Origin of the sequence: Mycoplasmopsis citelli (assembly GCF_900660645.1) — a bacterium.
Lineage (GTDB): Bacteria > Bacillota_I > Bacilli_A > Mycoplasmatales > Metamycoplasmataceae > Mycoplasmopsis > Mycoplasmopsis citelli.
Window position 1 is genome coordinate 1,066,844 of sequence record NZ_LR215036.1, and the last position, 22,990, is coordinate 1,089,833.

Genomic DNA, 22,990 nt, shown 5'->3' on the forward strand with positions numbered 1-22,990 from the left:
GTAATATAAGAGCTCCTAATTTTGTTATATGTGTTTATTTAAAAATGAATTTTTCTTATAAAGGAGATTAAAAAACCCCAAATTTTGGGGTAAAATGATATTTTCAAATTATAACTTAATATTGTAGAAAGCTTGCTGTCCTTCAAATTTTGCCGATTCACCAAGTTCTTCTTCAATAGCAAGTAAACGATTGTATTTAGCAATTCGATCAGTTCTAGACATTGAACCAGTTTTAATTTGACCTGCATTCATTGCTACTGCAATATCAGCAATAGTTGAATCTTCAGTTTCTCCTGAACGGTGTGAAACTACTGCAGTCATATTTGCTTTTTGAGCCATTTGAATTGCTTCAAAAGTTTCTGTTAATGATCCAATTTGATTAATTTTAATTAAAATTGAGTTCATCGATTTTTCTTCAATAGCACGTTTTAAGATTGATGTATTTGTAACAGTAAGATCATCACCAACAATTTGTAATTTGTGTCCATATTTAGCTGTAAATTGTGCAAATCCTGCTCAATCAGCTTCTGCGAGTCCATCTTCAATTGAAATAATTGGATATTTATCAACTAATTTGCCTAAATAATCAATCATTTCTTCGGTGGTATAGGTAAGTTTTACTCCTTCAAGGTGTTCAAAGCCAGGTTTTTTAGCTTCGATAGCTTCCTTAAGTTTTTTAAAGGTATACACTCCATCTTTATAAAGTTCACTTGAAGCACAATCCATCGCAATAGCAACAGCTTTTTCTCCACTTTTAGCTGGATTGTATCCAGATAATTTAATTGCTTCAACTAAAAAATCAAGTGCTTCTTCGTGTGATTTAAAGTTTGGAGCAAATCCTCCTTCATCACCTACTTGAACTCCATGACCTGCTTTTTTAAGTAATTTAGCAAGGTTATGGAAAACAAAATTAGCCATTTGCATTGATTCTCTGAAGCTTTTTGCTCCAACAGGCATAATCATAAACTCTTGAAAATCAATGGTATTTGAAGCGTGTTCACCCCCGTTAATAACATTTAACATCGGAACAGGCAATAAGTGTCCGTTAAACCCTCCAAGATATTTGTATAAAGGAAGTTGTAATTCATTAGCTGCAGCACGAGCTACTGCAAGAGAAACACCTAAAATTGCGTTTGCTCCCATTTTTTCTTTATTTGCAGTTCCATCAAGAGCAACCATTTTTAAATCAATTCCTCTTTGGTCAGTTACTTCCATCCCAAGTAATTCAGGAGCTAAATCTTTATTAACGTGATCTACAGCTAACATAACTCCTTTACCACCAAATCAGTTTCCTTCGTACTTAGAACCTTTGTCTCTGAGTTCAAGTGCCTCTCTTGAACCAGTTGAAGCTCCTGAAGGTACCATCGCTGAACCATATCCATCATATTCAGTTCATACTTCAACTTGCACAGTTGGATTACCACGTGAATCTAGCACTTCACGAGCGTGAATTTTTTTAATTGCTGACATATTTTCTCCTTATATTTTGTGTTTGATAAAATGTTATTTAAATTATAATATTTTTTAAAAACTTAAGCAATACATTTATCAATTCTTGGTAAAAAAAAAAAAAAAAAAAAATGAGCTAAGCTCATTTTGAAATTATTTTAATTTATCTAAATGTTCAGTTGAACCAATGTATGAGAATTTTTCTGGAGATAAATGTAAATAATCTCCACGAAGAATTTTAATCACTGATTGAACGGTTTTTTTAAGCGGAACAAATACTCCAGGGGTATTTCTAAAGTGTTCAGTCATAAAGAATGACTGTGAGAAGAAGTTTTGGAGTTGAAGGGCTTTTTTAACAATAGTTTGTGATTCTTCATCAAGTTCATCAAATCCTAAAATAATCATAACATCTTCAAGTTCTTTGTATTTTTGAAGCACAAATTTAGCTTCTAAAATGGCATTATAATGTTCAAGTCCAATCACATCAGGGTTTACGTTTGTTGAAGAAGAAGCAAGTGGATCAAAAGCAGGGAAAATGTTTTTAGCGGTAATTTCACGTGATAAAAACATCGAAGCATTAAGGTGATTAAACACTGCTACAGCTGAAGGATCATAAAGGTCATCCATTGGTAAAAAGACAGTTTGAAATGAAGTAATTGATCCATTTTCGTTGCTGTAAATTCTTTGCTCTACTTGCGAAATTTCAGTATTTAAAGTTGATTGATATCCTCCAACTGAAAGTTTTTTATCAAGTGAAGAAGAAGTTTCATTTCCAGCTTGAATAAAACGGAAAATATTATCAATAAATAATAAAACATTTTCTTTTTCTACATCACGAAGGTATTCTGCGGCAGTAATTCCTACTGGAACAATACTCATCCGGGCTCCGGGGTTTTCGTTCATTTTAGAAATATACATAATTGAAGAATCCATTAAATTTGAATCTCTTAAATCATCATAAAGTTCAATTGCTTCACGAGAACGCTCTCCTGAACCAACAAAAATTGCAGAAGTGTTATTTTGTTGTTTTGAAAGGTTGAAAATAATCTCTTTCATTAACACAGTTTTTCCAACCCCTGCTCCTCCAAAAATTCCAATTTTTGAACCATCTAAAATTGGAATAAAGAAATCAATGGCTTTAATTCCAGTTTCTAAAATTTTGTATTTATTTTCATAACTAGGGTTTGGTTTGTTAGTTGAATTAATTTCAACATATTGGAGTTTTTTAGTTGGTTTACTATTTAATGGTTCTCCTAAAATATCAAAAATTAATCCCTTTGAAGATTGACCAACTGGAACCATAAATCCGTGGTTTAAAGCTTTGATTTTTCCATTAATTGAAAAATCAGCTCTTTGCTTAACAATTACAGCTAAAATAGCTTCTTGAGAAACAATTTTTTTAACTAGTAAAACTGAATTGTGTTCATCAACTAATAAAGTTTCAAGTAAAGGTAAATTGTTTTTTTCAAAAGTAACTTCAATTACGTCACTTCAGACTTTGGTGATTTTTCCTTGCATTATTTTGCTCCTTTAAATGATGAATGAATTTTACTAATTAAGGCTGAATTTAAGTTTAAATACTCTTTATGAGCAGTAATTTTTCAGTTTAAATTGTATGTGTCTGAATAAGTTTTAAGCAAGAAACTAAAGTAATCTTTAGGTGCGTTAACATCAGTGAGTTTATTTAAAATGATATTGTTCATTAATTCAGTTGATACTTTGTCTTCTTTAACATATTTAATGATAAATTCAATTGCTCGTTGAATTTGATCTTCTTTTAGATTATTTAAAATGTTAAATTGAATAATTTGAGATGTAAGGAATAAATCGTATTCATCATATGAAGTAATTCCTTTTTGGTTAAATAATTTTTCAATTTGAATTCCTGAAAGAATTAAATTATTAACTTCTTCATTTAAATCGTATTTTAAAGCAGCTAACTTAGTTTGACGTTTAAATGCACGGTAAATAGTGTTAATTGTTTTAGTTGTTTGGGAAACAATTGGTTTTTGTAATCTAGTTCCAATCCGAGATACTGATAAGTCAATATTAATAGCTGGATATTTATTAAGAGCAAATAATTCACTGCTAGTTACAATTTGGCCATCAGTAATTGAAATAACATTTGAAGCTATAAGTGAGGTAATATCATTGTCAATGGTTTGTAAAATTGGCAATGCACTAATGGTTTTACGTCCAACAAATTTTCCACTCCGTTCTAGTAAACGGGCATGAGCGTAAAACATATCTCCTGGATAAGCTTCTTTACCAATTGGTTTTTTAATTAATAAAGCAATTTCCCGATATACGTTGGCATGCTTGGTTAAATCATCAAAAACAATTAAAACATCATCAAAGTGTGAAAGATTTTCAGCATGAGCCATTCCAATGTATGGTGCTAAGTATTGCTCAAAAGGATTTTCAGCTGAAGCATTAACAATAAAAGTGTAATCTAAAGCTCCATGTTCTTTTAAGGTTTGATAAATTCAAGATACTTGATTTTGGGTTTGACCTATTGCTACATAAACACATTTAACATTTTTATTTTTTTGATTAATAATAGTATTAAGGGCAATGAAACTTTTTCCAGTTTGACGATCTCCAATAATAAGCTCTCTTTGTCCTTTTCCAAGCGGAATAAGCAAATCAACAATGGCATATCCAGTATTAAGTTGCTCTTCTAAAGTTTGATAAACCATTAAATCATTTTCAGCTTGGACACTTTTTGATTGCACATCTAAAAAATGAGTTGGTTTAGTTGAAATTGGAAAGACAATATTTCCATGAATATCAATAATTTTTCCAAAATATTCTGGAGAAGTTTTAATCAGCTTATTTTCTGCAACGGGAAGCACTTCTGAACCAACTGAAAATTTTTCTTTAGTAGTGGTACATAAAGCAAAAGCAGTAGTTTGATTTGCGCTAATAATCATAAATTTTACTTCTGGTTTATTTTTTAAAACTAAAAACTCCCCTTGAGTAAAATTATGTGTCCCTGAAATTTGGACAATATATTCATTAACTGAAGTTATTATTAATTTATTTGTCATTTTGTTCCTTACTTAGTTTGCGTTTTGCAAAGATTTTTTTAAAAATTCACATGAAGAACATTATTAATCCACCAAAAATCGAAAGACCAGCAAAGCTTCACAATAAAATATTGCTTAAGGAATGATCTTCGGTGTAATTTAAGTTTAAACTATCATAAGCGGTTTTAAAAAGCTTTGCTTTGGGATCTTCTTTATCTGAAATGGCTTCATTTTTAGTTAAAAGCGATACATCGGTAATTTGTTTATGTACGTCTTTGAGTGCTTTATTATATGAATTAAAATCACTTAGTGAAAAATTATTTTTAATTGCTTGAATTTTAAAGTTTTTCAACATTGAATTTAGTGATCTAAATCCTGAACTTAAATCTTTAACTTGTAAATCTAATTTTTGAAAATTAGTTTCAATGGTCTTAATGTTTCTTTGGCCTTGAGCAAGAACATTTGAATAAAGCGATTCATAAGCATTTGCTAAATAATTAAAAAATTTATATTGATTAATTTCTTGAGCTGAAAGAGCATTAATTAAAAATTCTTGAGCTTTTTGAGCTAATTGATCATTTTGAATTTCAACTTTTCCGTCATTTTTAACAATATTGGTATTAAGTTGATATTTTTGGACCAGATTGTCTAATTTAGTTTTAAATTGATCTTCATTAATTAATTTAACACCTAAAAAAACTTGATTAAATAGCGCTTCAGCTAATGAACTATTGGCTAATTTTTCATAATCAAGTTTTTCATCTAGTCCTAGTGATTTTAAAAATTCAATAAATACTTTCGAAAATTCTTGATAAACTTTTTGATAACTAGCACTTTCTTGAGCAGTTCGATATCTTTTAACTGGTGCTTTATATGTTCTTTTATTTGCTGGATTGCTTTTTTGAATAATTAAAACTTCAGCTTCTAAATTGTTATTAGTATTTTCAAGTTTAGTCACTGTATAATCAAATGATTCTAAAAATGTGTTTTTTCATCAAATATATTCTTTATTAAAAACTTCCTCATTAGCTTGAAAAAGACCAACTAATTCATTATTTGTAGAAGCTATTTTCTCAAATCCTAAAACAGGCTCAAGGGGTGGCACATTTTCAATAGTTGGTTCTAAAACCGGAGGACGTCCTGAATCTCCATCAATTAATGGAACAATTGGTGGTTTGACCGATTGAGGTTTTTTATCATCTTGCTGATTGAATAAAACATTTTGCTCAATATCATAAGCAGTAAATTCTTTAGTGATTTTATCTTTGATATAGTCATCTCAACTATTAAATCCTTCAGGAAGTTTTAAATCATATTGAGAATTTTCTTGAAGAATGAAATCTGTTTGTTCAGGAAATTTAGGTAAATCTTTAGCATTAATAAAGATTTTTTCAGTTGCAGTTCCTATTCCTGAAAAATATTGAGCAGTGGTACTTAAAACAGTTTTTTCATCAGTAGTATTAACTGTTGGTTTTTTACCATCAGTTTTAATGGTACTTTTTGAATCGCTTTTCTTAAGTCCTTCATAATTATTTGGAGCTTTTGTTCCAATAATTACTGGAGAAAAATCTTTATCATTGTATTTAATTTCTCCAAAGTTATATTCTTTATCAACTAAAATATGGGGAAATATAACATCAAAACCATATTGTTGTGGATTTTCAATAATTTTTTTAGTGTTATTTTTAATGAAATTAGCAACTTTTTTATAATAAGCAACCTTAACCAATAAATCATTTGGAAGTGGTTTCTCGTTTAAATCTTCAATTTTTTTAATTGCAGCACTAATATTGCCTTCAACTCTATTTAAAGCTTTTTCAAATTCCTCTTTAATTAGTTTCTCTTGTTTTGGTTTAATTTCTGCATAATTTGGAGGTGTTTTTGGCTTTTCTTGTTCTTTATCTTTGTCTTTATTATCTGAATCTTTTTGAGTTTCTCCATCTTTTGGATCAGCAGAAACACTAAAAGCAATCGGAAAAATAACCAATGGTGAGCTTAGCGAAAGTAAAAGATGTTTTAATTTCATGGTAGCTCCTTTTTAATTAACGAATAGTAAATTTGTCTTTTTAAGTAAAATTCTTCTCGCTTAAGTAACTCGTACTTAGTTTCATCAATATTACTTCAGTTAAACATTTTTGCAATCTTATTTTGTGCTATTTGTTTTTTAATTTTTGAATGTTTCTCTTTGAGTTGTAACAAGTATTTTTTATCACTTTTTTGGACGAAACTATTAATGAAAACATCATAATAAATAGTTGCTTGTTCTTCATCACGTTTTAAGAATAAATTATCAATTAATAAATAATAATTTTGTTCATTTTCCAAAGTTAATTTCACTAAAATATTTTTAAAACTTACAATTGAATTTTGTTGGACTTTAATTCAATTATCATTTAAAGTTTGACTAACAAAAATGTCCTTAACTTTAATTGAGTTAACCACGTTTTTTGTGGAAATAAAATTTAATTTAACCATGAGAGACCTCATTTTGAGTATGAATTAAATCCTTATCAGGGCTTAAAATCGAGATTTCTTCAATTTCAAGATCCTTTTTAGTACGAAGATATAAAATTTTATGCTTACGAATTTTTTCTTCTAAATCATTTAAAGACTTATTTTGTGCAACAAGGTTATATTTTTCTTTTACAAGTGCTGATTCCATTAAAAGTGACATTGCCGAAAAAGTTAAATAATGCTCAAATAGTGATTCAACAAATAAATTTGGTTCAGGATGAATTTTGTATTTATCTAAATCAAATGTATTTAAAGGTCCATTTTGCGAATAATAAGTTAGCTCAAAATTATTTTTTTCTAGTGGAAATAAAGTGATATATTTTTGCTTGATTTTAGAAGAATTAATAACAAAATTCAGTTCTGAAATTTTATATTGTTTAAAAATATTAATAATTAATTTCGGTAAAATTTCAATTAATTTTAAGACGATATTTTCATCACTTTTAAAAAGAATTTGCTGTTCAGTAGATACGGGTAACTCTTGGGATTTTTCTCCAATTAAAATAAACAAATCTTCGTTAAAATCAGCATTTTCAGTTAGTGTTTTGTAATGTTTTTGATATGAATTGGTTCCGTATTTTTCTTCTTCGGTAATATAAACTCAAATCTTTTTTCCTTTAACTGTTTCAATTACTGGAGATTTACTTAAAAATGAATTATCAATTGAAAATTTTTCATTAAGTAATGTAATTAAATCTTTTGAAAAATTTGATCTTTGTAAATAAAACAAAATTTCTTTAGAGAGTTTTAAAATATTAACTAAGGTAATATTTTTTTTAGATTCAATAATTTTATAAATCTTATCTAAGTTAACTTTCTTTTCTTTAATTTTCTTCAAGTTCATTAGCTTAACAACCCTTCACTAAATAAAATTTTGAAATTATTTGAAGCTTTATCTTTAAAAATCACAGTATCTTTAATAAGTTCAAGCTTATAACCTTTAGAAAGTAATTCTTCAAGATATAAGTTAAATTTTTCTAAAAGGTTATTTTCTTCTGCAATAGTAGAGTTTTTTAAGTTAATGTCTAATGCATTACTATCAGGAGTAGTGATACTTGGAACAAGTTTAGTAAAACTAAATTTCTCATTTCGATTTCAACGAACTGCAAAACTTCTGAGTAAAAGATTTTTTTGTGAATTTTTAAACTTTTTGAGTTTTTCTAAAATCCTAAGTCAGTGAGGACTTTTGAGTCCTAAATTTTCTTGAATTTCAAAAGTATTAAGTAGTTTTTGTTGGTTAACAAAATCTTTCTGAGAAACGGTGTCATGAAAAACTTGATAAATTAAAGCTTGATACTCAATTTGTTGGGGGTTTTTTGATTTTTTCTTTAACATGATTTACTCCTTATAAGCTTTCACTAATTTTAAATTACCTAGAACAAGCATTAATGAAAATATTTTTTTAGAAGATTTGCGTAAGATTTCTAAAAATAATAAAATTGAGGCACCAATTGCAATTCTTGCTGAATAAATTATCGAAGAACTTGAATAAACTAGCGAGTTGTTTCTGAAATTAACCGAAGTGTATTCAAAGCAATTTATAAACGAAGTACCAATAATTAGTAAAAGAACAATTGCATAATTAATAAAGGTTAATTTATCAACAACATGCTTATTTACAACTAGCATCATAAGAATAACTAACGAAGCAAACAAAATAATTAAATTACTAAATTGCTGACTATAATAATTAACTTTAAGTAAATTAAGTAAACTCATTAATGATAAAATCACTAAATTAAAATTAATAACTAATTTAACAGCATTTTGTTTGGTTGCTTTTAACCCTTTAACAAAAATAAGATTTTTAAAAGCTATTAAACTTAAAATAATAAACAATCCTATAGCTAAAATAATAAGATAAACTAAATTAATTTCTTTTTCAAAATCAAGAGCATTTTCAAGAAAAGGATTTTTGATAAAAATTAAATAAATGCTAAAAGCAAAAATCCCAATTAATATTGCTCCAATAAAAGCAAGAAAACTTGAAATTTTATTTTTTGAAGCAACAATACTTTCTTTTTGATTTTTAGCACTTAAAAATTCAACAATAAGTAGTGAAATAACAAATAATAAAATTAATAAAATATATACAAAATAAAGTGCTTTATTATTTGATTTTAAATCATCTAAATAATTAAGAACATCATTGTTAAAATATAATGCGTCATTATCAGTAATTTTGTGAACAAATAAATATAAAACTAATAAAAATCCACCAATTAAAAGCACTTTAAAAAAGTATTCTAATGAGCTAAGTACAACACTTCTACGGATATTAATTAAATGCTTAGCTCTAAAAACTAAAGCATGAATTTGATAACCAAGTGAAACAAATAAATATCACAATACAATTAAAGCTTTATAAAGTAAATGAATTGGTTGAGAGCTTACCTTGTGAGGTAAAAATCAATTTAACAGTGTAGCAACAATTGCTAAAACTAAATAATTAACATACCAATAAATATAGTGCTTAAATTTTAGGTTGTTATTATTTAAAATACTAAAACTTTTAAATAAGCTTGCTAGAGACACAACTGCAAAAATTATGAATGTGCCTAGACCTAAAAAGTTATGTGATTTATTAGTAATTGTTTCGGTATTAAAAATATCTTTTCAGCTTAAAATAAAGCTATTTGACTGTAATTGGGTATTAAAAGCAAAAACAAAAAAAGAAAATATCGCAAAAGTTGCAATAAAAGATATTAACTTTAGGATATTTTCTTTACTAAAATAAAACCAAAGGGAGGTATTTTTAGTCAAAGCTAATGTCATTAGTTCCTCCTTTTGGATTGAAACTACTTGGTTTTACAACCGCTGTTTTATGGAAGGTTCTAAAAGCTTGCGATTGGTTTAAAGTATTTGCGATTTCTTGAGTATCAACATATACAGTATTAAATAAATCTTTTCCAGCTTCAATTAACCCATATAAATCTCTACCATATGAGCTAGGGATAGTATTTCCTTTTAAGTATAAGGTATCTACTCTAGTAGGAGATTTAAAGTACAATTTGGCTCTTTCAAGACCTTTAACAATTAACACGTATCATTGTTGTTGTGTTAATGTTGGTAAGTCAACTTCAAAAGTATTTGAAGCATTATATAAAGTAAGTTCTTTAAAGACTTTTCCGTAAAGATTCATTCCTTTTAAGCTTCGAATTGAAGGAATATTCCCAAAATCTAATTTTAATGGTCATGAACCAGGTCCTCAATATCCTTGGAAGACTCTTTCGTCTTTTCTAGTATCAAAAACCATTTTTAGACCATCATTAATTGTTGAAAGATTATCTTCAGTGTCAAATCTAAGTCTATCAAAGACAATTGAACCGGCATTTTTATTAGTTGGTTCATAATCAAAACTAATGTATTTAACACCTTTAAGTGAATTAGGGTTAATTCCTCAATCTCCATCAATTCCACCAGCAGAAGTATAAAGTTCTAATTCCTCAATATTTTTATTTTTTAGACCTTTAAGAGAACTGGTGTCATGTGCTGAGAAAACTAAAGTAAGTTTTTTAACCGAATTAGGAAGTTGACTTAAAATATTTTCAAATTTTTGTTTTTTGTCAACTTTTCCCATATTACGAATGACAATAGCATCAATTTTTTTACTTGGATCTTTTTCGACGTTTTGAAGGAATTTAAGGAAATCGCCATATCCTTTAGGATTAGCGGCATCTAGCTCAACTAAAATTCTAGGTTGTCCTTTAGATTGTTCCTTAGCAAAATCTGATTCAGGTTGAATTTTTAAAACTTTAATTCCTTCATTTTCTGTAATTCCAAAACTTGTTCACGATGTAGTATCATAAACAGTTTTTCAACCTTCATATTGATTGTTAATAATATCGTATGGCGATCTTTGATATTCTGTTGTATATCCGAAAAATCTTTTTTTGTTATTAGCAATTTGTCTATTTCTAACTGGGTTTTTTGAAGGATCAGCATATCCTCAAACAATTCCACCAATTTCAGTTGGATTTAATGAAATAATAGGGATCATTCCATTATCAAGCTCTTTGTCTAGATCTTTTTGAATTTGTTGATATTGATATTTAAATCAATACGAAGGATCGATATTATCAGTTCTTCAAAATCCTAGAATATCTCCTATTCCATTTTTCTTAGCATCTGCTAATTTTTCTTCAAGATTTTTACCATCATTTTTAATTAAGTGGAAATATTGGTCATACCATTCTTTAGAAAAATTAGCTGGTTTTCCCGAAACAGCAACTGTATATTCTTCGATAGCATCAATAAATTTTTTTCTAGTTGCTTCATCAAATTCACGTGGTAAATTATTCCCAATTTGAGCTAAAACACTAATTGCATTTTTAATAGCAACTTTTTGACCTGAAGTTATATTACCTTTAGCGGGTTTAGAACTTAATGTTTTAGTATCTAAATCTGGAAGAGCATTAGTATCAACAGGAGCTCCTTCGCTAACATTAAGTACCTTAGGAGGTTCAACAACTGCTGGTTTAGGGGTTTCGACAATTACTTTCTTAGGCTCTACTACTGGCTTTGGTTTTTCTACTACTGGAGCTACTTTAGGTTTAGGTGGAGTAACAACTGGCTTGGGTTGCACAATAGGTTTTGGAAGTGGTTCAACTTTTTTAATTTCCTCTTTTTTAGGAGGAACTACTTCTTCTTTAATTTGTTTGACTGGTTCACTTTTCTTAAGATTGTTATCTTTATTTGAGGCATGAACAAAATCAGTTTGGACTGCATTGTTAATTAAATTTGAATTAATTTCTCTACTAGAAATAAACACTTGATTTGAAGCATTCTTATTAATTGATGAATAAACTACAACCGCAGCAACCGCACTAATTGCTCCAACAGCAGTAAAAGGAGATAAATTCAACAGAATTTTTTGTTTTTTAGCTTTAATCATGATTCCTCCTATTAATTGCTAAATTTGTATTCACTTGGAACTTTATCTTCATCAGCACCATTAGGGAATAAATATGTTTTGATATTTGGGCGAGCTTCCTTAAGAGCTTGGCGGTATGAAGTTCTTTGGTCTTTTCCACCACCATAAATAAGATCGTATTGTCCTAATTTGTATGAACCATAAAATCCGCCATAATCAATTCCTTCACTTCTAAATGCTTGTACAAGCGAAGTAAGAGAGCTTCCAACAGAATCTCCAGCAGCAAAGTTAATTCCAACAATTTCATTATCAATTGTTCGAACACTTGAGCCTGAAGCTCCAGTTAGCGGTTCTCAAGAACCAAGAGTATAACCTAATCCATAATTAATATATGAACGACCTTGATATGAAGATGTAGTATCTTTAAAATAAGGCATGGTAAAAGGTTGATTTTTTTCTGCAGTAAGAACAGGAGAGGTAATAGTATAATCACTAATTCCAGGTTTAGATAAGAAGTTTCTTAATCCAAAAGCTTTTGAAAATCCTGAACCATAATCTTTAGTAGGATGCTTTCCTGAAGCTTGAAATTCACTTCTAATGTAAATTGGTTTATTGACTCAAATACTTTGTGTAACTTTGAGTTTATCAATAAATTCTTTTTCTTTATAAGCAGTATCAATTTGATTATCTGTTGTTGAACCAGGAAATCCTAAAGCCAATAAATTAACATTAATTTTTTTAGTTTTGACTTTTTGATTTCCATCAGCAGTTACTTCAACTTCTTCATTCTTAAGTTTGTCATAATCTTTGTATAAAGAATTTTTGGCAAATTTAAATTTTTTGCTTGATTCTCAATTTGCAAAATCTGAGGTTGCAATTTTTGCTAGATCAGCTGCTGAACTCACAGTAATGTCTCTTTTTTCTTTATTTGAATGATACGAATACCCTTTAGTATCGTTAGAATTAAAATCAAATTCTAAAACCGCAAAATCAGCCATTTCTTGAGTATCTTTATATGGAGAATCACTACTTAAATAATCTTTTGGACTTTGATTAAGAAAATCGACTGCTCCATACACAATTTTGACTTGTTCAGGTTTAAAATAAAACGAATCAACAGTAACTGCATCAAGATTAGTGTCTAAATCTTGATCAATTGCAGTTTCGTTATTAAAGTGTTCAAGACGAATACTTTTAGTTGTTCCTTGTCAAAGGCCTTTTAGTTTATCTTTTTCTTTACCATATTCAACTGCATATTTGCTAGTTCATTCTTTATCGATTTTTTCATTACCTTCTTTTTGAATTGGTTCTAGTTTTGCTAGTTCTTTGTTTCTTAATTCATCATATTTTTTAGCTTCGGTGGTATTATCTTCATTATTTGCTTGATCTCTTAATTGTCTAAAACGAGTTGCTTCGTCTTGAATTGCCTTGATTTTTTGAGCATATGGCTGAGCAACCTCGTTATAGAGTTTTTCTAGCTCAGCAATTCTTGCGGTTGTTTTGTCATATTCTTTCTTTTCTTCCTGTAAGTTAGCTACATTCGAATATTTAGTATCTGCTGTAGTTTTTAAAAGTTGAGCGGCAACGTGTAAATTAGTTGCTAAATATCATTTTGTTGGATACCCTTTACTATCAAGCTCATAATCTAAAATCCACGCAGTCCCTCTTTCAACTCAACCATCATTTTTGCTAATTAATTCATTTCCGTTATTAAAAGTAATTGCAAATGATTGCAATGCAATATCTTTATATTTTTGGTTTGGTAAATATCTTGATAAACCTCTATTGTTCGAAACTGAATCTCAATATGCAGCTGAAGCTTTTTGCGAAATAGGGTTAAGGACTAATTTATTATCCTTAACAATTGAGAAATTTCTCACTAGTGCACTTTCATAGTTTGGTTGATCATCTTTTTGAGCTTTTTTATCATAATCACTAATTTCTGAAGCATTTTTAATTGGTGATTTAGCTGAGGTATATGAAAGTCCTCCAAAATATTGCTTCAAAGCGTCTGTATATGCGTCTAAATCAACTTTATTTTTTTCTTCTACGCTTAATTTTTCATATTTATCGGGGCTTAAATTTGGTCTTCCAGGAATTCGAACTTGTGGTCCTGGGGCAGGTCCAAATGGACTTCCACCACCAGTGCCGCCACCTCCTGCTGAAGGCCCACCACCAGGACCTCCAATTCCAATATCTCCTAAATCTCCTTCTTGAACATTTAATGTTGGTCCTGGATTTTGTCCAGGAGAAGGATTGGTTTGACCTGGTGGATTTGTGGTACTTGATCCACTTCCTTGAGTGGGATTTCCGTTATTATTTTGGACGCTTCCACAAGCTACTCCAAGGCCGGCAATTGGTAAAATTGACAGTAATAACAAACTTTTTTTGAGAGTAATTTTTTTCATGATGAATCCGTTTCTTTAACTAGATAATATTATTATATTCTTTTCAAAAAAAAAAAAAAAAAAACGACTTTTTTAAATGGCCATTTTGTGGTAATATTTACATTAAAAAATCCAATGTAAATTAAAGATTTGATAAAATAAAAACAATATGGAAAATACAATGTATAAGTCACTAATTCAAATTAAAGAAAAGTATGATGAATTAGAAAATAAATTAGCCGATCCAGAAATTGTTAGTGATATTAAAGTCTATACTCAAATATCTAAAGAAATTAATTCAATTAAAGATATTGTTAATGCATTTAACGAATATTTACAAGCTGAAGAAAATTTAAAAAGTGCCAAAGAAATGCTTCTGGAAAAAGATCCAGAAATGGTGCTGCTTGCCAAGGGAGAAATTACAGAAGCAGAAAACAAAATGCTTCAGCTTAGTGAAGAATTAAAAATTCTCATTTTACCTAAAGACGAAAATGATAATCGTGATGTAATTGTTGAAATTAGGGGAGCAGCTGGAGGAGATGAAGCGAATATTTTTGCAGGAGATTTATTTCGAATGTATTCTAAATATTGTTCGGCAAATGATATGAAAGTTACTGTGCTAGAAACTTCTCCTTCAGATTCAGGAGGTTTCTCACTAATTACTTTTGCTGTTAAAGGAGATAAACCTTATTCAAAACTAAAATTTGAATCTGGGGCACACCGAGTGCAAAGGGTGCCAGTTACTGAAACTAAAGGAAGGGTTCACACTTCGACAGCCACAGTTACTGTAATGCCTGAAATTGATGAAGATATTGAAATTGAAATTAAAAGTGAAGATTTAAGAATTGATGTGTTTCGTTCTTCTGGAAATGGTGGTCAATCAGTTAATACAACCGATTCAGCAGTGCGTATTACTCACTTGCCAACTAATATTGTCGTTTCTTGTCAAGAAGGAAAAAGTCAAATTCAAAACAAAGAAATTGCCATGCGGATTTTAAAATCTAAGCTTTATGATATTGAACTTAAGAAAAAACAAGAAGAAGAATCAATGTATCGTAAATTAGCTGGTCGAGGTGATCGGAGCGAAAAAATTCGTACTTATAACTACCCACAAGATCGGGTGACTGATCATCGGATTTCCTATTCAACTTCACTAGGTCCAATAATGGAAGGAAAATTAAATCCAATTATTGATGCATTGCTAACTGAAGAACAAAATGAAAAAATCAAAGAAGCTGGATTATAATGCCAACCAAAGAAGATTTATTGCTTGAAAAAAGAAGATATAACTTACCTTTAGAAATATCTAAAAATGAAGAAAAGATGCTTAAATTAGGATATCCAGTACAAAAAATTATTGGATATGTGGATTTAGCAAATGTTCGAATTGATGTATCTCAAAAAGTCTTAATTCCACGTTATGAGACCGAGGAATTAATTTTTTATGCATTGCAATGAATTAAAAAATATAAATTTGTCAAAATTTTAGATTTATGTAGTGGAAGCGGGTTTATCGGAATATCTTTAAAGAAAAATAATCCATCTTTAACTGTAACTTGTGTAGATATTGACAATGAAGCAATTGCTTCCTCACAACAAAACGCTAAGCTTAATAGTGTTAATATTGAAATTATTCAGTCGAATTTATTTGAAAATGTTAATGATAAATATGATTTAATTATTTCCAATCCTCCTTATCTTTCTAATGAAGAAATTTTAAATCAAAGTGTATTAGATTTTGAACCTCACTTAGCTCTTTTTGCTCAAGATAATGGTTTATTTTTTTACAAACAAATTTTAAAAGATGGATGAAAATATTTAAATCAAAACGGAATGATAATTTTTGAAATTAATCCTTTTCACTCTAAATTTTGAGTAAATATGAAAAAAGTTTTTAATATTAAAATCATTAAAGATATTAGCGGAAAAGAACGTTTTGTTATTGTTTGACAAAAAAACAGCATTAGTTAAAATAATGCTGTTTTTATTTTTTGAAAATAATACAAAGCGCCATAAAAAGGTAAATTCTTAATAGAAGTAAAAAAACAAGGAACAATTTTTTTGTTGTTTTATTAAGGATTAAAAATTAACCTTGTTTTGGTTTAAAAAACTCAAATACTTTATCAAATAATAATAAAACATCAACTGCTTTAAGTTTTAAATCATAAACATCTTTTTCGTTTTCAATTCCAAGTCATTTAACAATTAATTTATCTTTATTAGTTAAATCTTCTTGGGTTAAAAGTACACTATCTTTAGATTTTAGATCCTCATATTTAGTTAAAAGATTTTCAAGCATTTTAAATATTGGTAATTGATTTGAACTATTTTTTGCTTTTGTTAAAATTTCCTTTAATTGATCGATTTTTGTTTTTATTTCTTCTTTAGATAAATTTCGATTTGCATTAACTCAATCAACAAGTAAACCAATAGCTTTTTCAAAAATATACGCTAGTGAAACATTAACTTGAACATATCATTGACGAACACTTCCAACAGTTAAAGCTTTATCTTCGGCTTGTTGAGCAAATTTTTGACTTCAATTTCGAGCAACTTGAAGATAATGAATCATCTCATCAAGAACTTTTTTGGTTTTATCATCTAAAGTATTTAAAACTAGCTTATATGTATTTGCTAAAACAAGATATTGATCCATATTACCATGAGCTTTGCCAATTGGATCTGATTCTTGGGTAATAAATTTCTCAAAATCTTCAAGCACTTCATTGCTTAAATTGTGATCTTCATATTTTGGGTCTTTGGGATCGATTTTACTAATTTCAATAGTTGAATGATAGGTAATTAACTCATTTGTATCTTGATGTTGAATTTTATATGTAATTTCTAAATTACCATCCTTATCAAGTTTTGTAGGTAAATATTGCCCAGTTTTTTTAAAATCCAAATTTACTCATTTTCCACTTGAATCTTGAACTAAAAACTGATCTTTTTCATAAAATTGATGTACTTTATCTTTCTGAGTTCCCTGAGTAATTTCTCCTAATTTAAAGAAAGTCATTGCCTTTCAAAAATTAGTTAAATCAAAATAATAACTGATGAAATTTTCAACCAATTCGTTTTTACTTTGAGCATCTTTTTCTTTTGAATAATCAATCATTTTAAGATCAATTGAATTATTTGTTCCGTTAGGAACAAGTTCTAATTTATTTAATAATCCACTTTCACTTAAATCTTTCACAATTCAATTATCATATTTAGCTACTTCAAATAAAGATTTTGAAAAATCAATGTGTTCACCTTTGTGTTCTTTTTCAGAAACATTAGTAGGAGATGGAGAAGGTGTATTTGAATTTTCCATATTCTGTTGATTATTTGTTGTCGGGTCTTGTGGTGAATTTAAAGGATTGTTATTATTTTCTTGATTAGTATTTGTTGGTTTTCCTGGAGCAGTTTCTTGATTTTGAGAATTTGAACAGCTTATTGCAACTGCACTTATACTAGCAAAAAATGCTCCACTATATAAGAATTTTATTAATTTCTTTTTCATATATTTCTCCTGATTGTACTATAAAAATTGTACTATCAGATTTTTTAATTATAAATATACTATTTGCTTGATCTTCACAAATAAAGAACAAAAAAAGAAGATTTTGTACTTTATTAAAATTATCAATTTTAAATCTTAAATATCATTTTTAAATGGCTTAAATCAAGTATTTTTGGATTATTTTAAAAAATTAAACAAAAAAAGGATTTAAATCCTTTTTTTGGCTTTTTATGCTTGATTTAAGCTAAAAATTTGGGCTAAAAGTAAAACTATATCTGAAGGTTTTAATTTTAAATCAATTAGTTTATTTTGGTTTATTTCAAAAAGTTTTAATATTACTTGTTGATAGTTATTTAAATCATTTATGTTAAAAAGTAAACGATCATTTTGTATTGCATTTTCATTTAAATTTAAAAAATATTCAATTGCTTTAAATGGATATGATAATTTTTTACCTTGAACTTTTGTAAAGATTTCTTTTAAAGAATTAATTAAATTTTGAGCTTGTTCTTTTGATAAATTTCTATTTTTTTCAACTACAATAGAAACTAAATCAATGATTTTATTATAAATATCTGAAATGCCATCTTTAATTTGAAAGTAATATTGAATCAATGTAAAATTAGTTGAGCTTTTTTGCTTAATTTCTTCAACAAAAGCTAAAATAGTATCTGATAAATCTGTAATTTTATCCTTTAAATCATTTAATAATGTTTTGGATTGAGGATCTATTGTGGATAATAAATTAGTATATGAATCTGCTTTTTTACTAAAATTTTCTAAAGTTTTTCTAAAGTTATCAATTTTAGATGCATTAGCTTTTTGGAATTTTTCTAAACTATCAATTAGTTCATTACTTAAAGGAACTTGATCTTTACTATTTCCACTTATATTAAGAGAACTATAGTAATTAGTTAATTCATTTGAACCTTCGTGTTTAATTTTATATTCGACAAGCAATTTTCCATCTTCAAGTTTAGTTGGTAAATATTGTCCTTGTTTTTCAAAATCTAACTTAACCCATTTTCCTGAAGCATCTTTAACAAAAAACTCATCTTTAGCGTAAAATTGCTTGTCTGCATTTTTTTGATTTGACTGATTCACTTCTCCAATTTTAACTCTACTTAATGAGTTTACAAAACTTGGTACATTTAAAAAATCGGTAAAGAATCCTTTAAGAAAATCTGGTTCTTGCTCACCTTCTTTAATTGGTTTTGAAAAACCGTTAGTTTGAATATCAATTGAATGATCTTTTTGAGTTGGCGAAAGAATTAACTTATCAAAATATCCGCTTGAATACAAATCATCAAATATTGGAAAATTTTTTTCAAAAACTTGTGTTAAATCATTTGATAAATTAAGGTAATTTCCTTGAACTGGTGGTTTGTTATTTTCTATAACTTCTTCTTTTGGGGGAGTTTTAGTTTGCATTTGTGGTTTACTTGCACAAGAAATTAAAATACTTCCTATTCCTGTAAATAATATTCCGCTATATAAAAGTTTTACTAATTTCTTTTTCATATTACACCTCATTATATCTTAAAATAATTATATCTATTAATATCAAAAAATGTAAATAAACTTTAAATTATAATAAAAAGACAAGAATTTTCTTGTCTTTTGAGTATTGTCTATAAATAAGTTTATTAACTGATTTCCTCATTTGGAAAAAGCTCATTAGATAATCATGAGAAAAGCAATAATATGTCTTTAGTTGTAGCTTTTAAATCTTTTATCTTTTTCAAGTCAAAGCCTAATCATTTAATGATTTTTTCATCTTGTTCAGAAACAGTTTCGTTATTTGAAAGTAATTGATCTTTAGAATGATCTTTTTCGTATTCATTTAAAAATTCGATTCATTTTTTAACATTTTCTGAAATATTTTCTTCAGATTTAGATTTATTAAATTCTTGAATAACTCTTTTAATTTTTTCAATTTGATTATTAATTTGATCATCGCTTATACTTCTGTTTTTAATGATCACTTTTTCAAATAATTCAAAACTTTTTTGAATAAAAAAGGTAAATAATTCTTTAGTTTTAAAGTATTTTTCACTAAGTATTTTATTAGTCAAGGTTTGATTTTTTGAATGATCAACAAATTCAGAAAATTCTTTACCTCATATAGAAAATCTTTCAGCTAAGGAATTAACAAAATCTTTTAATAATGGATCTAATTTATCAATTTTTTCTTTATAAGCTTCTAATAAAAGTGGAAGTCCAGCTAAAAAAGCATTGCTTTGATTAATTAAATTTACATTGCTTGTAACTCAATTTGTTAATGCATCAGCAATTTCTTTTTTAAGTGGTTCTTGATCGTTATTAGTTTCCACTTTTCTTTCATAAACGATTGCTTCTTGAGAATCTTCTTCTTGAAGTTTATACTCAATTAATAAGTTTCCATTTGAATCAAGTTTAATTGGTAAATATTGATCGTTCTTTGCAAAGTCTAATTTTACTCATTCTCCTTTATTATCTTTAACAAAGAAAGTGTCTTTTTCATAAAATTCGTGAATGGTATTTTTTACATTACCTTGACGAATTTCACCAATTTTAAATCCTTTTATTAAATTTTTTGATAATGACTCTTGAAAAGACGATATATATTTTTCCTGAAGTGGATTTTCTTTAATTAATTTTATTAATTCATTTAATTTCTGATTTGGATTTTCTTTTACTAAAATCAATTGAATATCAATTGAATTTGCTTTATCACTTGGAACTAAAGTTAATTTATTTAAAAAACCGCCATCATATAAATCTTTCACAATTTGTGAAGGAACTTCACGTAGCATCAATAAACTATCTGATAAATCAATGTGATTAGCTCCAATATTATTATTTTGAATTTGTTTAACAGTTACTTTATCAGTTGAACAACCTGCAGAAAGAGAACCAATTGCTCCTAAAAACATCCCACTATATAAAATTTTCGCTATTTTTTTCTTCATAATATATTCTATTATATCCTAAATGTTATTAAAATATAACTAATAAAAATAATTCGTTTCTTCACAAAAATTAGATAAAAAAGGCAAGAAATAATTCTTGCCTTAATGAAATATCTGAAAATTTTAATGAATATTAGGTTTAAAAATTATTTCCTAGTAGACTTGAAATAACTAAGAGAAGATCTTTTGGTGTTGCTTGTAATGTTTCTAATTCGCTAAGGTCAACCCCAAGTCACTGTAAAGCTTTTTTATTTGGACTTAAAAGACTTTCTAGTTTAAAATCTTGTTCTTGATTTTTGGAATCTTTATATTTTTCAATAAAAGCAATTACTAAATCAAGAGATTCTTTTTCAGTGCTTAAAATTTTAACTAATTCAATTGGTTTTTTTAAGGCATCTAATTTAGCACTGATTTGTTCAGCTGTTAAGGTTTTGCTTTCATTAATTTTTTTAACAAAAAGATTAACTAGTTTTTGTAATGATTCTCCGAAAAATTGCTTAATTTCAAAATATTGATCAATAAATGATTTATTAGTTAATGTTTTATTTTTAGCATCTGTAACTAATTTAATTAAATTATCACTTAATTTTGAAGATTTATCAGTTAAAAAAGTAATATAGTTTTTAAATTCAGAATCTAAATTAGTAAAAAATGAGCTAAGTAAAGGAATATTAGCAGGATCTAGCTTCATTCCTAAAGCAAAAGCTTTAATTTGTTCTTCATTTTCTGTTGCTAAATTTGCTAAATTATCAGCAGTCTCTGTGTTTAAAGCTCCTTCATTATTATTGGTTTGAATAACTTTATTATATGTAACTGGGTGAGTTGATCCCTCGTGTTTAATTTGATATTCAATCACTAAATTTGAATCTTTATCAAGTTTTATTGGTAAATATTGGTCTTTTTTGGTAAAGTCTAGTTTTGTTCAATTTTCTGAAGAGTCTTTAACTAAAAATTCATCATTTTGATAAAACTCATTGGTTTTATTTTTCTCAGTTCCTTGATTAATTTGACCGATTTTAAATCCATTTAAAGCATCTTTAAATTTTGTAAATGGTAAAATTTCTAAAAATTTGCTAGCATATTGTGTAACTAAAGGATTTTTTGAAAAATTTTCTAAAAAACCTAATTGATTTTGGCTAATTTTATCTTCAACATTTCCAAATTTAATATCAATTGAGTTTTCTTTAGTGCTAGGAATTAATGCTAACTTACTAAAAACTCCTCCTTCATATAAGTCTTTGACAATTTTTGAAGGTACATAATTAAGTTTTAATAAACTTGAATCTAAATCTAAATGATTAGCGTCTTTGGTATTAGCTTGTTGTCCTTGTTGTTGTCCTTGTTGTTGTCCTTGACCTTGCTTTTGATTTGTTGAACAACTTACTGATACAACTCCAATTCCACTCAAAAAGATGCTACTATATAAAATTTTTGATAATCTCTTTTTCATAAAATCTCCTTATTAATTTAAGATAAATTATATAGCAAAAATCCCAAAAAAATAAATAGCAATTTATCTTATAAAGAATAAAATAAACTAAAAAAGCAAATTAAAAGGACTTTTTTGTACATTGCACAATAAAGTCCTTTTTATATAATGTTTTATATTTAAAATTGGAAATTAACTACATAATTAATCTTGTTTTTGTTTATTTATTTGGATTTTGGTATAGTAATTATTTATTTGATTGGTATTTTTAGCACGAATCTTGTATTGAATAATAAAATCTCCATTTTCATCGAATTTTGTTGGTAGATACTGATCTTTTTTATTAAAATCAAATTCAACTCATTTTTGAGATAAATCCATTACAAGAAGTTCTTCATTTTTCAAATCTAATAATTGGTGATTAATTTCTCCTATTTTAACTGAACTAAGATACATAGCAACTTCATAAAATTTTTCAGCTTTGACAATATCAGACAAATATCTAAAGCGAAAACTTTGCTGATTAACATCATGATCAAAATCAATACTTTGAACCTCAATTAATCTAGTTTTTTGATCAGGTACAAGCAATAGCTTGTAAAAAAATCCCGCTTTATAAAGAATCTTAAAACTTTCAAAATATTCCTTAATTATTTGAGGAGGTACTAGAGAAAAATTAATATGTGTTCCCTCCGTTGATTTTTCTTTTAGGATTTTTGTAAATGTTTTTAGATTTGAACAACTAATTAAAAATAAATTAAGACCACCAAAAAAGATTGAGATATGTAAAAATTTTATGATTTTATTTTTGTTAAATTTCATAAGTAAAATTTAATTTAAACAAGGGATT

At 27.5% G+C, this 22,990-nt stretch carries 17 protein-coding genes; 2 read left to right on the forward strand and 15 right to left on the reverse strand.

Annotation, left to right across the window (positions count from 1 at the left end):
• Window positions 1-108: 108 nt before the first annotated feature.
• From eno to mip, 10 genes are all read right to left on the reverse strand, one after another.
• Window positions 109-1,470: a phosphopyruvate hydratase gene (gene eno / locus EXC58_RS03985; RefSeq protein ID WP_129725736.1), complete on the reverse strand. Its 1,362-nt coding sequence runs from the start codon at window positions 1,468-1,470 to the stop codon at window positions 109-111.
• A gap of 132 nt (window positions 1,471-1,602) precedes the next feature.
• Window positions 1,603-2,967, reverse strand: a complete 1,365-nt coding sequence (locus tag EXC58_RS03990) for an MSC_0618 family F1-like ATPase beta subunit (protein ID WP_129725737.1) — start codon at window positions 2,965-2,967, stop codon at window positions 1,603-1,605.
• Entirely contained in the window at window positions 2,967-4,499 is a 1,533-nt protein-coding gene (locus tag EXC58_RS03995) for an MSC_0619 family F1-like ATPase alpha subunit (RefSeq protein ID WP_129725738.1), read from the reverse strand. The genes EXC58_RS03990 and EXC58_RS03995 overlap by 1 nt, the downstream gene beginning before the upstream one ends.
• Window positions 4,489-6,504 (reverse strand): MSC_0620 family F1-like ATPase-associated subunit, encoded by a 2,016-nt coding sequence (locus tag EXC58_RS04000; RefSeq protein WP_129725739.1) that lies wholly within the window; start codon window positions 6,502-6,504, stop codon window positions 4,489-4,491. The genes EXC58_RS03995 and EXC58_RS04000 overlap by 11 nt, the downstream gene beginning before the upstream one ends.
• The gene (locus EXC58_RS04005; RefSeq protein ID WP_129725740.1) at window positions 6,495-6,953 is read right to left on the reverse strand and encodes an MSC_0621 family F1-like ATPase epsilon subunit; all 459 of its coding nucleotides are present in this window, start codon (window positions 6,951-6,953) and stop codon (window positions 6,495-6,497) included. The genes EXC58_RS04000 and EXC58_RS04005 overlap by 10 nt, the downstream gene beginning before the upstream one ends.
• Complete coding sequence (locus EXC58_RS04010) at window positions 6,946-7,836, reverse strand: MSC_0622 family F1-like ATPase gamma subunit (RefSeq protein WP_129725741.1); 891 nt, start codon at window positions 7,834-7,836, stop codon at window positions 6,946-6,948. The genes EXC58_RS04005 and EXC58_RS04010 overlap by 8 nt, the downstream gene beginning before the upstream one ends.
• Entirely contained in the window at window positions 7,836-8,327 is a 492-nt protein-coding gene (locus tag EXC58_RS04015) for an MSC_0623 family F1-like ATPase-associated protein (RefSeq protein ID WP_129725742.1), read from the reverse strand. Before EXC58_RS04015 ends, EXC58_RS04010 begins: the two co-directional genes overlap by 1 nt.
• Window positions 8,328-8,330: 3 nt before the next feature.
• Window positions 8,331-9,767, reverse strand: a complete 1,437-nt coding sequence (locus EXC58_RS04020) for an MSC_0624 family F1-like ATPase-associated membrane protein (protein ID WP_129725743.1) — start codon at window positions 9,765-9,767, stop codon at window positions 8,331-8,333.
• The gene (locus EXC58_RS04025; protein ID WP_129725744.1) at window positions 9,748-11,886 is read right to left on the reverse strand and encodes a putative immunoglobulin-blocking virulence protein; all 2,139 of its coding nucleotides are present in this window, start codon (window positions 11,884-11,886) and stop codon (window positions 9,748-9,750) included. The genes EXC58_RS04020 and EXC58_RS04025 overlap by 20 nt, the downstream gene beginning before the upstream one ends.
• Window positions 11,887-11,897: 11 nt before the next feature.
• Window positions 11,898-14,273 carry an Ig-specific serine endopeptidase MIP gene (gene mip, locus EXC58_RS04030; protein ID WP_129725745.1) on the reverse strand — a complete coding sequence of 792 codons (2,376 nt, stop codon included), beginning with the start codon at window positions 14,271-14,273 and terminating at the stop codon, window positions 11,898-11,900.
• Window positions 14,274-14,421: 148 nt separating this feature from the next.
• Between mip and prfA the strand changes: the two genes are divergently transcribed.
• Both prfA and prmC read left to right on the forward strand, forming a co-directional pair.
• The gene (gene prfA / locus EXC58_RS04035) at window positions 14,422-15,498 is read left to right on the forward strand and encodes a peptide chain release factor 1 (protein ID WP_129725746.1); all 1,077 of its coding nucleotides are present in this window, start codon (window positions 14,422-14,424) and stop codon (window positions 15,496-15,498) included.
• Window positions 15,498-16,223: a peptide chain release factor N(5)-glutamine methyltransferase gene (gene prmC / locus EXC58_RS04040; protein WP_129725747.1), complete on the forward strand. Its 726-nt coding sequence runs from the start codon at window positions 15,498-15,500 to the stop codon at window positions 16,221-16,223. The genes prfA and prmC overlap by 1 nt, the downstream gene beginning before the upstream one ends.
• Before the next feature lie 115 nt (window positions 16,224-16,338).
• On the opposite strand, the gene EXC58_RS04045 is transcribed toward prmC, so the two are convergent.
• The 5 genes from EXC58_RS04045 to EXC58_RS04065 all read right to left on the reverse strand — a co-directional run bounded on the left by EXC58_RS04045 (window position 16,339) and on the right by EXC58_RS04065 (window position 22,962).
• Window positions 16,339-17,760: a hypothetical protein gene (locus EXC58_RS04045; protein ID WP_129725748.1), complete on the reverse strand. Its 1,422-nt coding sequence runs from the start codon at window positions 17,758-17,760 to the stop codon at window positions 16,339-16,341.
• Window positions 17,761-17,988: 228 nt separating this feature from the next.
• Window positions 17,989-19,281: a hypothetical protein gene (locus tag EXC58_RS04050; RefSeq protein ID WP_129725749.1), complete on the reverse strand. Its 1,293-nt coding sequence runs from the start codon at window positions 19,279-19,281 to the stop codon at window positions 17,989-17,991.
• 125 nt (window positions 19,282-19,406) lie between these two features.
• Complete coding sequence (locus EXC58_RS04055) at window positions 19,407-20,711, reverse strand: hypothetical protein (RefSeq protein WP_129725750.1); 1,305 nt, start codon at window positions 20,709-20,711, stop codon at window positions 19,407-19,409.
• 139 nt (window positions 20,712-20,850) lie between these two features.
• Entirely contained in the window at window positions 20,851-22,161 is a 1,311-nt protein-coding gene (locus EXC58_RS04060; RefSeq protein WP_129725751.1) for a hypothetical protein, read from the reverse strand.
• Window positions 22,162-22,344: 183 nt separating this feature from the next.
• The gene (locus EXC58_RS04065; RefSeq protein WP_129725752.1) at window positions 22,345-22,962 is read right to left on the reverse strand and encodes a hypothetical protein; all 618 of its coding nucleotides are present in this window, start codon (window positions 22,960-22,962) and stop codon (window positions 22,345-22,347) included.
• Between the last annotated feature and the right edge of the window lie 28 nt (window positions 22,963-22,990).